Origin of the sequence: Sinosporangium album, from assembly GCF_900100605.1 — a bacterium.
Classification (GTDB): domain Bacteria; phylum Actinomycetota; class Actinomycetes; order Streptosporangiales; family Streptosporangiaceae; genus Sinosporangium; species Sinosporangium album.
In genome coordinates this window covers 1-17552 of record NZ_FNCN01000056.1, presented here as the reverse complement: position 1 = coordinate 17552, position 17552 = coordinate 1, and the positions used below count along the sequence as shown (strand labels likewise).

The 17552-nt window shown below is 75.4% G+C and carries 3 protein-coding genes; all 3 read left to right on the top strand.

Annotated features, from left to right (window positions below):
• A partial coding sequence (locus BLQ73_RS29645) for a type I polyketide synthase (RefSeq protein WP_143020516.1) occupies nucleotides 1-6705 on the top strand: 6705 nt, incomplete at its 5' end.
• A gap of 36 nt (nucleotides 6706-6741) precedes the next feature.
• Nucleotides 6742-17373, top strand: a complete 10632-nt coding sequence (locus BLQ73_RS34360; protein WP_275936338.1) for a type I polyketide synthase — start codon at nucleotides 6742-6744, stop codon at nucleotides 17371-17373.
• Nucleotides 17374-17416: 43 nt separating this feature from the next.
• A partial coding sequence (locus BLQ73_RS35180) for a polyketide synthase docking domain-containing protein (RefSeq protein ID WP_143020515.1) occupies nucleotides 17417-17552 on the top strand: 136 nt, incomplete at its 3' end.

Sequence of the window (17552 nt, the reverse complement as noted above, 5' to 3'; positions counted from 1 at the left end):
CTGCTTGAGGTGGCGTGGGAGGGGGTGGAGCGGGCGGGGGTGGATCCGGTGTCGTTGCGGGGGAGCGATGTCGGCGTGTTCATCGGCCTCATGTACAACGATTACCGATCGCGTTTCGCCAGGATTCCCGAGGGCTTTGAGGGCTATCTCGGAAACGGAAGTCTCGCCAGCATCGCGTCGGGCCGTCTGGCCTATGCCTTCGGTTTCGAGGGGCCCGCGGTGACGGTGGACACGGCGTGTTCGTCGTCGCTGGTGTCGCTGCATCTGGCGGTGCGGTCGCTGCGTGCGGGCGAGTGTTCGCTCGCGCTGGCGGGCGGCGCCACCGTCATGGCCACTCCGGGCACGTTCATCGAGTTCAGCAGGCAGGGCGGGCTCGCCCCCGACGGCCGCTGCAAGGCATATTCCGACGCCGCCGACGGCACCGGCTGGGCGGAAGGCGTGGGGCTGCTCGTGCTGGAACGCCTGTCAGACGCGCTGCGGCACGGCCGCCGCGTCCTCGCGGTGATCCGCGGCACCGCCGTCAACCAGGACGGTGCTTCCAGCCAACTGACGGCCCCCAACGGTGTCGCGCAGCAGCGGGTGATCCGGGCGGCGCTCGCGGACGCGGGTCTGTCGCCGGGCGATGTGGACGCGGTGGAGGGGCACGGGACGGGGACGGTGCTGGGTGATCCGATCGAGGTGGGGGCGCTGCAGGCGGCGTACGGCCAGGGGCGCGACCGGCCTCTGTGGCTGGGGTCGTTGAAGTCGAACATCGGGCATGCGCAGGCCGCCGCGGGTGTGGGTGGTGTGATCAAGCTGGTGGAGGCGATGCGGCGGGGTGTGCTGCCGCGGACGCTGCACGCGGAGACGCCCTCGTCGCGGGTGGAGTGGGAGGGCGGCGGGGTCGAGCTGCTGTCGGCCGAGCGCGAGTGGCCGGAGCGGGACGGGGTGCGGCGTGCGGGGGTGTCGTCGTTCGGGATCAGCGGCACCAACGCCCACATCGTGCTGGAGTCGGCGCCGCAGGAGGCGGCCGGAAGCCTTCCGTACGGCACGGCCCCGAACGGCGGCCCCGCACGGGCCGCCCGCCTCCGCGACGCGGCGGCGAACGGCACCTCCGCCCCGGATCCGGCCCTGCCGTGGGTCATCTCGGCGCGCAGCCGTACGGCACTGCGCGACCAGGCCCGCCGCCTCGCGGAGTGGTTCGCCGCCGACGGGCCAAACCCGCGGGACGTGGGCTACTCGCTGGCCGTTTCCCGCACCGCGCACCGGTTCCGTGCCGCCGTCACCGGCTCGACCGCCGGCGACTACCTGAGCGAACTGGCCCGGATCGCCGACGGCGACGAGGTGCCCGCGGCCCCGGCCTCCTCACCGGCGGCCGTGTTCGTCTTCCCGGGCCAGGGCTCGCAGTGGGAGAACATGGCGGCCGGACTGCTGGAGTCGTCGCCCGTGTTCCGCGACCGGCTCGAAGAGTGCGACGCCGCGCTGCGCCCCCACACCGGCTGGTCGGTGTGGGACGTGCTGACGTCCGCGCCGGGGGCACGCACCCTCGACGACGTCGATGTCGTGCAGCCCGCGCTGTTCGCCGTCATGGTGTCGCTGGCGGAAGTGTGGCGGGCTCACGGCGTGCGCCCCGCCGCCGTGATCGGCCATTCGCAGGGCGAGATCGCCGCCGCGTGCGTGGCCGGGGCGTTGACCCTGGAGGACGCGGCCAAAGTCGTCGCGTTGCGGAGCCGGGCGCTGCGGGAGCTGAAGGGCGGCGGCGGCATGCTGTCGCTCGGCCTGACCGAGGAGCAGGCTCGGGAACGGATCGCCACATGGCAGGGCGAGCCGGCCGTGGGGTTGGCTATGGCGGCGGTCAACGGGCCGTCCTCGGTCGTCATCTCGGGGCCGGACGCGGCGCTGGACGAGGTGCGGGCGCGAGCGGAGGCGGAGGGGGTGCGCGCCAAGCGGATCCCCGTGGACTACGCCTCGCACTCGCCGTACGTCGAACGCATCCGCGACCGCCTCCTCCGCGACCTGGCCGACCTGAAACCGCGCGAGGCCGGCACGGTCGTCTACTCGACGGTCACCGGCGAGCGCCTCGACACGACGCTCATGGACGCGGACTACTGGTACCGCAACCTGCGGCAGACCGTGCTGCTCGACACCGCCGTACGGCGGAGCCTGGCTGACGGGCACCGGCTGTTCATCGAGTCGAGCCCGCACCCGGTGCTCACGATCGGGCTCGCCGACACGATCGACGCGGAGGGAGCGCAGGCCGACGTGGTCGCGTCGCTGCGCCGCGACGACGGCGGGCAGAGCCGGATGCTGTCCGCGTTGGCCGAGGCGTTCGCCAAGGGCGCCCCGGTGGATTGGACGGGGCTCGCCGCGACGGTCGGCGGGCGGCGGATCGCCCTGCCCACCTACGCGTTCCACCGGGAGGACTACTGGCTGCGGGCGCCCGCGACCGCGGGGGAGCCCGCCGACCTCGGCCTCGACTCCGCCGGGCATCCGGTGCTCGGCGCCGCGGTGGCCACGCCCGGCGACGGCGGCACCGTGTCCGACGGCGGCACCGTGTTCGTCGGGCGGCTGTCGGCCGGCGACCTCGGCCGGTTCTCCGAGCACCGTGTCGCCGGCTCCGCCGTACTGCCCGGGGCGGCGCTGATCGAGATGGCCTGGCACGCCGGGCGGCACGTCGGCTGCGAGCGCGTCGACGAGCTCACGTTCCACCGGCCGCTCGTGCTGTACGGCTCGGCGCCCCGGATCCGGGTGGCGGTCTCCCCGCCCGACGAGCGGGGCGCACGGCGGGTCGACATCCACTCGGGCGTTCTGGAGGCGGACGGCGAGTGGGGCGAGTGGATCCACCACGCGAGCGGAACGCTGACCGAGTCGGCGGCGCGCGGCTCCGCCCTCGCGGGGGCCTGGCCGCCGCCGGGCGCGACACCGATCGAGCTCGACGGGGCTTACGAGCATCTCGCGGCCATCGGCTACGAGTACAGACCAGCCTTCCGCGGGCTGCGCCGGGCCTGGCGCGACGGCGACGGCCTCTACGCCGAGGCCGAGCTCCAGGCCGAACCCGGCGCGGGGTTCGGCCTGGACCCGGCGCTGCTGGACGCCGCGCTGCACCCGCTGGCGGTAGAGGCGGTGGGGCAAGCGGCAGGGGAAGCGGCGGGGCACGGCGTGGTCCGGCTGCCGTTCACGGTGAGCGGGGCCGAGCTGCACGCGGTCGGGGCCGGCGCCGTACGGGTGGTGGTGTCGCCCGCCCGGGCCGGGGCCGACGCGGGGGCCAGGGCCGACGCGGTCGCGGTGCGCCTGTTCGACCCGCTCGGCGAGCCCGTCGCGTCGATCGAGTCGCTCGCCACCCGCCCGGCCGACGCCGCGGCCTTCGTCCCGGACGCGGGGGATCTGCATCTCGTCGAGTGGCGTACGGCACCGCCCGCGCCCCTGGAACCGGGCACGTCGGCCGTGGCGCTGGTCGGCTCCGCGGAGGACGCCGAGCCTTATGCGGCGGCCTTCGCCGCCTCCGGCGTACACGTCACGATATTTCGGGATCTGGGGTCGCTGTTGGCCCGGGAACCGCGGCCCGACCACGTGGCGCTTCTCATCCCCACCGCCCCGACTTCCGCAGCCCCGACCCCCACCACCCCGACCCCCACCACCCCGACCCCCACCACCCCGACCCAGGCCCACGGCGTGCCGGCCCCGGCGCAGGGTGGCCCGGCCGACGGCTCTCCGGGGCAGGGCTTCCTGCACTCGGCCCACGGCATCCTGGGCCACGGTGTACCGGGTCACGGTGACGGTGTACCGGGCGACGGTGTACCGGGTCACGGCGTGTCGGCCCATGGCCTCCTGGGTCACGGCGTACCGGCGGGGGATGTTCCCGCCACGGGCCTTCGCGGCGATGACGTGCCGCGCGCGGCACGTGAGGCGACCCGCCGCCTGCTCGGCGACCTCCAGACGTGGCTCGCGGCCGACCCGCCGGACTCGTCCCGCCTGGCGATCGTGACCCGCGGCTCCGTCACCGCCGTTCCCGGCGACACCCCCGACCTCACCACCGCGCCGCTGTGGGGACTGCTGCGTACGGCACAGACCGAGCACCCCGGACGCTTCTCCCTCATCGACCTGGACACCCATGCCGACACGGCCTCCGTGCTGCCCGCCGTCCTGCTCGCGGGCACACCCCAGGCAGCGCTCCGCGCGGGGACGCTGCTGCGCCCGCAACTCGTTCCGCTGCCCGCGTCGGCCGACGTGCTGTCGCCGCCCCGGGAGACGGAGCGCGACACGCGAGGTGACACGCCGGACGGGCCGGACGCCGCGACACTCGCGACGAGCCCGACACCTACGACCGGCGCGGCATTTGCGACGGCCGCCACACCTGCGACAGGTGCGACGCCTACGACGGCCGCCACACCTGCGACGGCCGCGACGCCTACGGCGGGCCCGTGGCGGCTCGGCCTGACCGAGCTCGGCACACTCGACAACCTCGCGCTGCTCCCCGCCCCCGAAGCCGACAGGTCTCTGCGGCCCGGCGAGGTGCGCGTGGGGATCCGCGCCGCCGCCCTCAACTTCAGAGACGTCATCATCGGCCTCGGCCTGTATCCGGGCGCCGCCGCCGTCGGCGCCGAAGCGGCCGGGATCGTGATCGACAAGGCCGACGACGTCACCGACCTCGACGTGGGCGACCGCGTCATGGGCCTGTTCGACGGGGGCGGCATCGGCCCCTACGCCGTCACCGACCGCCGCCTGCTGTCCCCGGTGCCGCCGGGGTGGAGCTTCACCGAGGCGGCCGGCGTGTGCGTGGCCTACCTGACCGCGCACTACGGCCTGCGCCACCTCGCCCAGGTGCGGCCGGGACAGTCGCTGCTGCTGCACGCGGCGTCCGGCGGGGTCGGCATGGCGGCCCTGCGGCTGGCCGCCGCATACGGCCTCGACGTCTATACGACGGCCAGCCCCGCCAAATGGCCGGTGCTGCGCGCCCTCGGCGTGGCCGGTGACCGCATCGCGAACTCCAGGACCTTGGACTTCGAGGCGCAGTTCGCCGAGCAGACCGGCGGCGCCGGCTTCGATGTGGTGCTCGACTCGCTGGCCAGGGAGTTCGTGGACGCCTCCCTGCGGCTGACGGCGCCCGGCGGATGGTTCCTGGAGATGGGCAAGACCGACATCAGAGACCCCGATGTGGTCGCGCGCGACCACCCGGGAGTGCGCTACCAGGCGTTCGACCTGCGCGACGCGGGCCCGGACCTGATCCAGACGATGCTCGCCGAACTGTTCCCCCTCTGGTCCGACGGCACCCTCGAACCCCTGCCGACGACCGCCTGGCCGGCCGCCCTCGCACCGCGCGCGTTCCGCCACCTCAGCCAGGCCCGCCACGTCGGCAAGGTGGCGCTCACCCTCCCGGCTCCCCTCGACCCGGAGGGCACCGTGCTCATCACGGGCGGCACCGGCGTCCTCGGCGGCCTGCTCGCCCGGCACCTCGCGGCCGTCCACGGCGTCCGCCACCTGCTGCTGGTCGGCCGCCGCGGCGGCGACGCCCCAGGGGCCGCCGACCTCCTCGCCGAACTCGCGGCGCTCGGCGCGTCGGCGTCGGCCGTCGCCTGCGACACCACCGACCGCGACCAGGTCGCCGCCGTACTCGACGCGATCCCCGGCGAGCACCCGCTGACCGCGGTCGTCCACGCCGCCGGCGTCCTCGACGACGGCATCCTCGAAACGCTCACCCCTGAACGGCTCGACGCCGTCCTACGCCCGAAGGCCGACGCCGCCTGGATCCTGCACGAACTCACCAAGGACCGCGAACTGTCGGCCTTCGTGCTGTTCTCCTCCGCCGCCGGGGTGCTCGGCAACGCCGGGCAGGCCAACTACGCCGCCGCGAACGTCTTCCTGGACGCTCTCGCCGAAACCCGCCAGGCCGCGGGGCTGCCTGCCGTCTCGATCGACTGGGGGCTGTGGGAACGGGCGAGCACCATGACCGGCCACCTCGCCGACGGGGACAAGGCCCGCCTCGCCCGCGCCGGCGTCGCCCCCCTGTCGGACGCCGACGGGCTTGCCCTGTTCGGCCGGGCCCTCGCGGCCGGGCCGCCTTCCGTCGTCGCCGCCCCGATCCACCGCGCCGCCCTCCGCGCCCACGGCGCCGACCACCCCCTCCTCGCCGGTCCCGCCTCCCTCCGCGAGCGCCGTACGGCGTCCGCCGGGCCGGCCCCCGGGCAGCGGACCCTCGCCGAGCGACTCCAGCGGCTGTCGCCGCCCGAACGCGAGCAGGCGCTGCTCGACCTGGTCCGCCGCCACGCCGCCGCGGTGCTCGGCCACACCTCCGCCGACGCGATCGACCGGACCCGGCCGTTCAAGGCGCTCGGCTTCGACTCCCTGGCGTCGGTGGAGTTCCGCAACCGGCTGCGTACGGCCACCGGCCTCGGCCTGTCGGCCACGGTCGTCTTCGACTTCCCCACACCCACCGACCTGGCCGCCGAACTCGGAGCACGGCTCTTCCCCGGACACGCCGACGAGACCGGCGCGGGACCCGCCCCCGTGCTCGCCGAGATCGACCGGCTGGAGGCGGCGCTGGCGGCGTTGGCGGCGCTGACCGCGGAACACGGCCACGACGCCGAGGCGGGCGGCCACGAGCAGGTCACCGTACGGCTGCGCGCCCTGCTCGCCGCGTGGACGTCGACCCGCCCGGTCGACGAGGACCTCGCGGACGCGACCGACACCGAACTGTTCCGCGAACTCGACAGCGAACTCGGGATCTGATGACCGACCACAGGGGTGGCGCAGGAGTGAGGAACTATGTCTGAGGACCAGCTTCGGGACTATCTGCGGCGCGCTACGGCCGACCTGCGGGTGGCACGCCGGAGGCTACGCGAAGCCGACGACAGGGAGCACGAGCCGATCGCCGTGATCGGCATGGGCTGCCGCTTCCCCGGCGGCGTCCACACCCCCGAGGACCTGTGGGAACTCGTCGTATCCGGCACCGACGCCGTCTCCGGCCTCCCCACCGACCGGGGCTGGGACCTCGACGCGCTCGCGCGCGGCAACGGTGTCACCGCCGGAGGCTTCGTCTACGACGCCGACCTGTTCGACGCCGGCTTCTTCGACATGAGCCCGCGGGAGGCCCTGGCGACCGACCCGCAGCAGCGTCTCCTGCTGGAGACCGCGTGGGAGGCCGTCGAACGGGCCGGCATCGACGCGGCGGCGCTGCGCGGCAGCGACACAGGCGTCTTCGCGGGAGTGATCGCCCAGGAGTACGGCGCGGCGAGCGCCGACGACTCCGTCGAGGGATACCGCATGACCGGCACCCAGACCAGCGTCGCGTCGGGGCGTGTCGCCTACGTGCTCGGGCTGCGCGGCCCCGCGGTCACCATCGACACCGCCTGCTCGTCTTCGCTGGTCGCGCTGCACCTGGCGGTACGGGCGCTGCGGGCGCGTGAATGCTCGCTGGCTTTCGCCGGAGGCGCGACCGTGGTCGCGACCCCGGGGGTGTTCGTCGAGTTCAGCCGCCAACGGGGGCTGTCGCCCGATGGGCGCTGCCGCTCGTTCTCCGCGGACGCGAACGGCACCGGCCTTTCCGAAGGGGCGGGGCTTCTGCTGCTGGAACGGCTGTCCGACGCCCGGGCGGCCGGCCATCCCGTCCTGGCGGTGATCCGGGGCAGCGCGGTGAACTCCGACGGCGCCAGCAACGGGCTGACCGCGCCGAACGGCCAGTCGCAGCAGCAGGTCATCCGTGCGGCGCTGGCGGCGGCCCGGCTGTCGCCGTCCGACGTGGACGCGGTGGAGGCCCACGGCACCGGCACCACGCTCGGCGACCCGATCGAGGCGGAGGCGCTGCGCGCGGTCTACGGACGTGAACGCGGCGACTCCGGGCCGCTGCGGCTCGGGTCGATCAAGTCGAACATCGGCCACACGCAGGCCGCCGCGGGGGTGGCCGGTGTTATCAAGATGGTCATGGCCCTGCGCGCCGGCACGCTGCCGCCCACCTTGCACGCCGGCAGCCCCACGCCGGAGGTCGCCTGGGAGGGCGGCGGGGTCGAACTGGTCGACGACGCCCTCACCTGGCCTGACACGGGCCGTCCCCGCAGGGCCGGGGTGTCGTCCTTCGGGATCAGCGGCACCAACGCCCACGTGATCATCGAGCAGGCTCCGCTCCGCGAAGACGGGGAGGACGAGCAGGACGGGGATGAGAGGGAGGCGCTGGTCGGCCCTCCGGGCCGCGTGGCTTCGCGGGCCGGGGAAGGCTGGTCGGGCTCGCGGGATCGGGAGGAGCGGGCGGGCTCGCGGGACTGGGAAGGTCGGGCGGGCTCGCGGGACCGGGAGGAGCGGGCGGCGGGGGAACGTCCGCCGGTGCCGGTGGTCGTGTCCGGCCGCACCGAGGGCGCGCTGCGCGCTCAAGCGCGCCGGCTGCTCGACCGGGTGAGCGCCGACCCGCACGTCACGGTCGAGGACGTGGCCTATTCGCTGGCCGTCGGCCGTACGTCGTTCGAACGGCGGGCCGGGTTCCCGGCCGCCGGCCGGGACGAACTGCTCGCCCGGCTCGGCGAGCTCGCCGACGGGCAGCTCGGCGGGCATCCCGGCGGCGGAGCCGCTCCGGTCCAGGGCGGGCGCGGGGACGGGCACAGGGACGGGCCGGTCGTCGGGCAGGTGGTGGACGGGGGCCTGGCGTTCCTGTTCGCGGGGCAGGGCAGCCAGCGGCACGGCATGGGCAAGGAGCTCTACGCCGCGTTTCCCGCGTTCGCGTCCGCGCTGGACGAGCTCGCCGCGCACCTCGACCCGCTGCTGCCGGCCCCGCTGCTTCCTGTCATGTTCGCCGAGGAGGGCGAGGAAGGCGCGGAGCGCCTCCACCAGACCGTCTTCACCCAGGCCGCCCTCTTCGCGCTGGAAGTGTCCCTGTTCCGGCTGCTGTCGGGGTGGGGGCTGCGCCCCGACGCCCTGCTCGGCCACTCCATCGGCGAACTCGCGGCGGCCCACACGGCAGGGGTGTTCACGCTCGGCGACGCCTGCGCCCTGGTCGCGGCGCGCGGCTCGCTCATGCAGCGGGCCCGGTCGGACGGGGCGATGGCGGCGATCCGCGCGACGGAGAGCGAAGTGCGCGAAGCGCTCGACTCGCTGACGGCGCTGCGGGGCGCGGTGTCGATCGCCGCGGTCAACGGCCCCTCGGCCGTCGTGGTGTCGGGGGACCGGGACGCGGTCGAGCAGGTCGCCGCGACCTGGACCGGGAAAGGGCGCAAGGTGACCAGGCTCCGAGTCGGCCACGCGTTCCACTCCCACCACCTGGACGGCGTCCTGGCCGAGTTCACGGAGGTCGCCGCGGGGCTGGAGGCCAGGCCGCCCGAGATCCCCGTCATCTCCAACCTCACCGGCCGGCCCGCCTCCGCGCGGGACCTCGCCTCGCCGGACTACTGGGCGCGGCACATGCGCCACGCCGTACGGTTCGCCGACGGTGTGGCCCACCTGCCCGAGCTGCGGGTGCGCACCGCGCTCGAGCTCGGGCCCGACGCCACGCTCAGCGCGCTCGCCCGGGAGTGCGCCGACCCCGAACGCCCCGGCATCCGGTTCGTCCCGGTGGCGCGGCGGGGGCGTCCGGCCGCGCGGGCTCTGCTCGGGGCGGTGCTGGAGGCTTACGGGAGGGGCGCGGAGCCCGACTGGGCGGCCGTGTTCGCCGGGGCGCAGGCCACGCGTGTCGACCTGCCGACCTACCCGTTCCAGCGCACACGCCACTGGCTGCCGCCCTCGCGGAGCGCCGGCGAGCCGGTGCCGCCCCGGCCGGACCTGGACGCCCTCCGCTACCACGTCGAATGGGAACCGGCCAAGGAGCAGGCCGAGGCCACCGTGGCAGTCGCAGCGCCGGCCACCGCGCCGGTCACCGCGCCGGTCACCGCGCCGGCCACAGCGCCGGCCACAGCGCCGGGTGCCGCGCCCCTGGCGGGCACCTGGCTTCTCGCGACCGAGGACGGCGACGACCGGGCGCGGGCGGTCGAGGAATGGCTGGCCGGAGCCGGTCTCGCCGTACGCCCGCTCCGGATATCCGGGGAACCGCCCCCGCAGCTACCCGGAACGGCCGAAGGCCCGATCAGGGGTGTCCTGGCGCTGCTGCCGCTCAACGGTGTGACGGCGCTGCTGCGGGCCCTCGCCGCGAGCGGGAGCGACGCGCCGCTCTGGGTACTGACCCAGGGGGCGGTCGCAGCCGTACCGGGGGACGGGCCGCCGTCGCCCGACCAGGCCGCCCTGTGGGGGTTCGGACGTGTGGCCGCGCTGGAATACCCCAAACTCTGGGGAGGGCTGGTCGACCTGCCCGCCGACCTCGGGCCGAAGGACGCACGCCGGCTCCGCGCGGTCCTCTCCGGCGGGGAGGACCAGGTCGCGATCCGGCCGGCGGCGACCTACACGCGGCGGGTGGTGCGTTCCGCCCCGGTCCGCGCCCACGACGCGTTCCGCACCTCCGGCACCGCTGTCATCACGGGCGGCACCGGAGCGCTCGGCCGCCACGTCGCGCGGTTCCTCGCGGACCGGGGAGCCGACCACGTCGTTCTGCTCAGCAGAAGCGGCCCCGCTGCCGACGGGATCGACGCCCTCGCCGCCGACCTGGCGGAACGCGGCGCCCGGCTGTCCGCCGTCGCCTGCGACGTCGCCGACCCCGCGCGACTGGCCGCGGTGCTGCGGCCGTACGACCAGGTGAGAACCGTCGTGCATGCGGCGGGCGCACTCCAGTACGGCGGCATCGCCGACTTGGACGAGGCGGCCCTTGCCGAGGTGACGGCGGCCAAGGTCGGGGGTGCGGTCGCGCTCGACGACCTGTTCGCCGAAACCGAGCTGGATGCGTTCGTCCTGTTCTCGTCGGTCGCGGGCACGTGGGGAGCCGGCAGGCAGGCGGGCTACGCGGCGGCCAACGCCGCCCTGGACGCGGTCGCCCAGCGGCGGCGCGCCCGCGGCCGGGCCGCGCTGTCGGTGGCGTGGGGCCGGTGGGCGGGCGACGGCATGGCCGACGCGGAGGCGGCCGACTATCTGCGCCGCCGCGGCCTGCACGGGCTGGCGGCGGACACCGCCCTTGAGGCGCTGGGGCACGCGCTCGCCGGGCAGGCGCCCACCGCGGTGATCGCCGACATCGCATGGCAGCCCTTCATCCGGTCCTTCACCCTCGAAAGGCCCGCCAGGCTCTTCGCGGCGATCCCCGAGGCCGGCCCCGCCGCGCCGCCGGAACCACAACTCGAACCCGCCCGCGGCGGTGCCGCGACCGGGTTCGCCGCAACCCTCGCCGGCGGGTCCGCCGCCGAACAGCGCCAGGCCGTGCTCGACCTCGTACGGCTGAAAGTCGCCGCGGCACTCGGCTACGCGAACCCTGCCGACGTCGACATGGCACGCCCCTTCAAAGACCTCGGGTTCGACTCCCTGACCTCGGTCGAGCTGCGCGACGGCCTCGCCGCCGCCACGGGCCTGCCGCTGCCCACCACCGTCGTGTTCGACCACCCGAGCCCCGAGGCGCTCGCGCGCCACCTCCACGCCGAGGCCGCGGGGCCTGGCCGCCGACCCTCCGAACGGCCACCTGAGCGGCCCTCGCCCGCCGGGCCGCGCACCGCCGTACCCGACGGCGACCCCATCGCGGTCGTGGCGATGAGCTGCCGCTACCCCGGCGGGGTCCGCTCGCCGGAAGACCTGTGGCGTCTGGTCGACGCGGGCGTCGACGCCATCGGTCCGTTCCCCGACAACCGGGGCTGGGACAACGCCTCCCTCTACGACCCCGACCCGGAGGCGGTCGGCAAATCCACCGTCCGCACCGGCGGCTTCCTCTACGACGCCGACCAGTTCGACGCGGCGTTCTTCGGCATCTCCCCGCGCGAAGCGCTCGCGATGGACCCGCAGCACCGGATCCTGCTCGAAGTCACGTGGGAGCTGTTCGAACGGGCCGGGATCCGGCCCGACAGCCTGCGCGGACACGACACCGGCGTCTTCGTCGGCACCAACGGCCAGGAATACTCCGCGCTGCTCGCCGACCCCGCCGCGGGATCCGCCGCGGGATCGGCCGCGGGATCGGAGGGCTTCCTCGTGACCGGCACCGCCAACAGCGTCCTGTCGGGCCGCGTCGCCTACCACTTCGGCCTCTCCGGACCCGCGGTCAGCGTCGACACCGCCTGCTCGTCTTCGCTGGTCGCGCTGCACTTGGCGGCGCAAGCTCTGCGCGGCGGCGAATGCTCGCTCGCCGTCGCCGGAGGCGTCACCGTGCTCGCCCGCCCCAGCCTCTTCGTCGAGTTCAGCCGCCAGCGCGGACTCGCCTCCGACGGGCGCTGCAAGTCGTTCGCCGACGCCGCCGACGGCACCGGGTGGGGCGAAGGGGCCGGCGTGGTCCTGCTGGAACGCCTGTCCGACGCCCGGCGCAACGGCCACCAGGTCCTCGCCGTACTGCGCGGCCACGGACTGAACTCCGACGGCGCGAGCAACGGCCTCAGCGCCCCGAACGGCAAAGCGCAGGAGAACCTGATCCGCCACGTGCTGGCCGACTCCGGCCTGTCGGCCGCCGACGTCGACGCCGTCGAAGCACACGGCACCGGCACCACGCTCGGCGACCCCATCGAGGCCACGGCACTGCTCGCGACGTACGGCCAAGGCCGCGACCCCGACCGGCCGCTCTGGCTCGGATCGCTCAAGTCGAACATCGGGCACACCCAGGCCGCCGCCGGCGTCGCCGGCGTCATCAAAATGGTCATGGCCCTCCGCCACGCCTCCCTCCCGGCGACGCTGCACGTGGACGAGCCATCGGGGAAGGTCGACTGGTCGTCGGGCGCGGTGTCCCTTCTCACCGAGCGCCGAGCATGGCCGGCACCGGGCAGGCCCCGCCGCGCGGCGGTCTCCTCCTTCGGCATCAGCGGCACCAACGCCCACGTCATCCTGGAAGAAGCGCCCCACCAGCCGCCCGCCACCCCCGGTGGCCACCCCGCCGATGCCGCCTACGGGCCGGGGGCCGCGCCCATTGGGTTTGCTGAGTTCGGCGGGCAGGCCCCCAAGCCGGAAGCCGAGCTCGTCAAACCCGTCAAACCCGCTGGGGCCGCCGGGGCCGCCGAGCGCGGCCATGAGCCGGGGGCCGAGCCCGGCGGGTCCGCCGCCGCGCCCGCCGCCGGCCCGCCGCTCCCCGTCCCGATCTCGGCCCGCACCGGCGAGGCCCTGCGGGCCCACGCCGCCGCCCTGCACGCCCACCTGTCCGCACACCCCGCACGTGACCCCGCCGGCGACCCCGACGGCGACCCCGCGGGCGGGGTCGCCGTCGCGCGGGTCGGCCGTACGCGCGCTTCGCGCACGCCGTTCGAGCACCGCGCCGTGCTCGTCGCCCGCGACCGGGCCGAGCTGCTCGCCGAGCTCGACGCCGCGGCCAAGGGCGACCCGCGGGGACTCCAGGTGTGGGGCACCGCGGGTGAGACCGGCCCGGTGGTGTTCGTCTTCCCGGGCCAGGGCTCCCAATGGCCCGGCATGGCCGCCGGGCTCCTGGACCGCAGCCCCGTGTTCGCCGAGCACATGGCCGCGTGCGCCGACGCGCTCGCGCCGCACGTCGACTGGTCGCCGCTCGCCGTACTGCGCCAGGAACCCGGGGCGCCCGGCCTCGACCGGGTCGACGTCGTGCAGCCGATGCTGTTCGCCGTCATGGTGTCGCTCGCGGCCCTGTGGCGTTCGTTCGGTGTACGGCCCGACGCCGTCGTGGGCCACTCCCAGGGAGAGATCGCCGCCGCGTGCGTGTCGGGCGGACTGTCGCTCGCCGACGCCGCGCTCATCGTCGCCAGGCGCAGCCGGGCCATCGCCGAGGCGTCGGGCGGTGGCGGCATGGCGTCGCTCGCCCTGTCGGCCGACGAGACGGCGGCCCGGATCGCCGCGTGGGACGGCAGGATCGACATCGCCGCCGTCAACGGCCCCCGCGCCACGGTCGTCGCCGGCGACCCCGCAGCCCTCGACGAACTCGTCGCGCTGAGCCGCGCCGAAGGCGTCCGGGCCCGGGTCATCCCCGTCGACTACGCCTCGCACACCGCGTGGGTCGAACGGCTCCGCGACCGTGTGCTCGCCGACCTCGCCGACATCCGCCCCCGACCCTCCAACGTGGCCTTCCACTCGACCGTGACCGGCGGCGCCTTCGACACCTCCGGGCTCGACGCCGACTACTGGTACCGCAACCTCCGCCAGACCGTGCTGCTGGAACCCGCCGTCGCGGGCCTCGCCAGAAGCGGGCACCGCGTCTTCATCGAGCCGAGCCCGCACCCGTCCCTGCAGCTCGCCCTGGGCGAAACCGTGGAGGCCGCCACCGGCGGCGCCCGCACACTCGTCCTCGGTTCGCTGCGGCGCGACGAGGACTCCTGGCGGCGCTGGCTCGACTCCCTGGCGCAACTCCACACCTTCGGTGTCGAGGTCGATTGGCGTCCGGCCTACGACGGGTTCCCCGACGGCCACGCCGACCTGCCCACCTACCCGTTCCAGCACAAGAGCTTCTGGCCGTCCCCGGCCCCCGCCGCCCCCGCCGGCGACACCGCCGCGCTGGGCCTGTCCGAGGCGCGGCACCCGCTTCTCGGGGCCGCCGTCGACCTCGCCGACGGCCGCCTGGCCTTCACCGGGCGCATCTCGCCGCGCACCCACCCGTGGCTTGCCGACCACGCCGTCTTCGGCAACCTCCTCCTGCCCGGTACGGCTGCCGCCGACCTCGCCCTCCACGCCGCCGACCGCACCGGCCTGCACGTCGCCCGCCTCACCCTCGAATCCGCGCTCGCCGTACCGCGCAAAGACGAGGTCGAACTCCAGGTCGTCGTCGACCCGCCCGACGGCCACGGCCTGCGCACCCTCACCCTGCATTCGCGCCGCCCCGGCGCCTCCGCGTGGACCCGCAACGCGACCGCCGACCTGGCCCCGGACGCCCCGCCCGCGCCCGACGCCGCCTCGGCCGCTACGCTCGCGGGGCCCTCGGCGGCCGGTGGAGTCGCGGAGGCAGGAGCGTCTCCCGGGCACCGTGCCGACGCCTCGGCCGCCACGCTCGCGGTGTGGCCTCCGCCCGGGGCCGAGCCCGTGCCGGTGGACGGCCTTTACGCCCGCCTCGACGCCTTCGGCTACCGCTACGGACCCGCGTTCCGGCGGCTCGCCGCCGCCTGGCGGCGCGGCGACACCTGGTTTGCCGAGGTGGCCCACGACGCGCACGCCGGCGAGGGCGAACCCGTGCGCGGCCACACGGTGCACCCGGCGGCGCTGGACGCGGCGTTGCACGTGCTCGGCCTGCTGCCGACGGAGCCGGGCGAGCAAGCCGCCAGGCTGCCCTTCCAATGGTCGGGTGTCCGCCGGCTGGGCGACGCGCCCGCCGGCGCCTCGGGCGCCCTCCGGGCCCGGGTCACCGTACGGCAGGCCGACGACGTCGAACTGCTCGTCGCCGACGAGCGCGGGACGCCGCTCCTTTCGGCCGAGTCGCTGCTCCTGCGGCCCGTCACCCCGGAGCAGCTCCCCTGGGGGCACATCCCGCAGGACTCGCTGTTCGGCGCCGAGTGGACCCGGCCGGGGATCCCCACGCCGCCGACCCCTGTGGCGGCTCTCGCCGTACGCGGCGACGTCGCCCTGGCGAAAACGCTGAGCGAAGCCGGCGCCACGATCATCGTGAACGCCCTGAACGCCCTGAACGCCCTGGACGCCGTGGACGCCGTGGACAGCGCGGACACCACAAACGCAGACGCCGCGCACGCCGTGGACGGCTTGAACGGCCTGGGCGGCGCGGTGCCGGGAGTGGTGCTGGCATCCGTCAGAGGGACCGGGGAGACGCCGGACGCGGTGGAAGGCGCGGTGCGGCGGACCCTCGCGCTGCTCCGCGCATGGCTCGCGGACGAGACCTCCCAGGACTCGCGGCTGGTGGTCGTCACATCGGGCGCGGCCGACGAGCGGGCCCCCGACCCGGCCGCCGCGGCGGTGTGGGGGTTGGTGCGTGTGGCGCAGTCCGAGCACCCCGGGAGGTTCGTCCTGCTCGACCTGGAGGACGGCGCGCCGGGCCGTGCCGTACTCGACGCGCTCGCCACCGGCGAGCCCCAGCTCGCCGTGCGGGGCGGGGCCGTGCTGGTGCCCAGGCTGGTGGCCGTGGAGCCCGGCGACACCTCCAAGGCGCGGCCCGGCGGGGGCACGGTGCTGGTCACCGGCGGGTCCGGGACGCTGGCGCGGTTGACGGCCCGCCATCTGGTGCGCAGGCACGGCTTTAGGCGTCTGCTGCTGGTCAGCAGGCGGGGAACGGCCGCGGAGGGCGCGGCCGAGTTCGAAGCCGAACTCGCGGCCCTCGGCGCGCAGGTGACGACGGCCGCCTGCGACGTGGCCGACCGGGAGGAACTGGCCCGGCTGCTCGACGCGGTGCCGTCCGAGCACCCCGTCACGATGGTCGTGCACGCGGCGGGAGTCCTCGACGACGGGCTGGTGCATTCCCTGACCGACGACAGGCTCGCCGCCGTGATGCGGCCCAAGGTGTCGGCCGCGTGGCACCTGCATGAACTCGTCGGCTCGGCCGAGCTGGTGTTGTTCTCGGCCGCCGCAGCGACGTTCGGCAGCGCCGGGCAGGGCGGCTACGCCGCGGCCAACGCCTTCCTGGACGCGCTGGCCCGCCGCCGCCGCGCCCTCGGCCTGCCGGGGACCGCGCTGGGGTGGGGCCTGTGGGCGCGGGCGAGCGGCATGACGGGCGCGCTCACCGGGAGCGACATCGGACGGCTCGCCGCGGGCGGCGTCGTCCCGCTGGAGGACGACGAGGGGCTCGCCCTGTTCGACGCCGCACTCGCCGCCGACCTGCCCGCCGTCCTCCCCGTACGGCTCGACCTCCCCACCGTGCGCCGCCTGCCGGCGGTGCCGCCGCTCCTGGCCGACCTCGTCGGGCACGACCGCGACACGCACGCCACGACTGCCGTCTCCCTCCGCGACCGCCTGGCCGCGCTGCCCGCCGAGCACCGCGACGGCGCTTCGGACATCATGGCCGGGTTCGTCGCCAGGGAGGTCGCCGCCGTACTCGGCCACGCCGACACCGACGAGATCCCCGCCGACCGCGCCTTCACCGAGCTGGGCTTCACATCCCTCAGCGCGGTCGAACTGCGCAACCGGCTGGCCAGGGCGACCGACCTGCGCCTGCCGACGACGCTGGTCTTCGACCACCCCACGGTCGACGCCCTGTCGGCGCGGCTCCTGGCGCTGCTTTCCGCCGACCGGCCGCAGGCGGAAGCCGACGATGGTCGCGTGCTGGCCGAGCTGGACCGCCTGGAGGCCGCTCTCGCGGCCGTCGCCGCAGGCTCCGACGTCTCAGGGCTCGTGGTGGAGCGGCTGTCCCGCATCGTGTCCGACCTCGCCCCCGCCCGTACGGCGGAGCCCGCCGAAGCCGACGCCGACTACCTGCGTACGGCGGGAGCCGAGGAGCTCATGCGCTTCATCGACAGCAGCCTCACGGCGCCCGAGTAGAGCGATCTGTCAACACGGCCGAACACCACGGAAGGCAAGCGACATGCCCAGCGAAAACGAACTGGTCGAGTATTTGCGCCGGGTCACGGCCGATCTTCAGGTGGCGCGGCGTCGGCTTTCGGAGGTGGAGTCGGCGGCGCGGGAGCCGGTGGCGGTGGTGGGGGCGGGGTGTCGTTATC

Bases quoted from the DNA above. Each gene is read 5' to 3' on its own strand.
- BLQ73_RS34360 (WP_275936338.1), top strand. From the start codon at position 6,742: ATGTCTGAGGACCAGCTTCGGGACTATCTGCGGCGCGCTACGGCCGAC.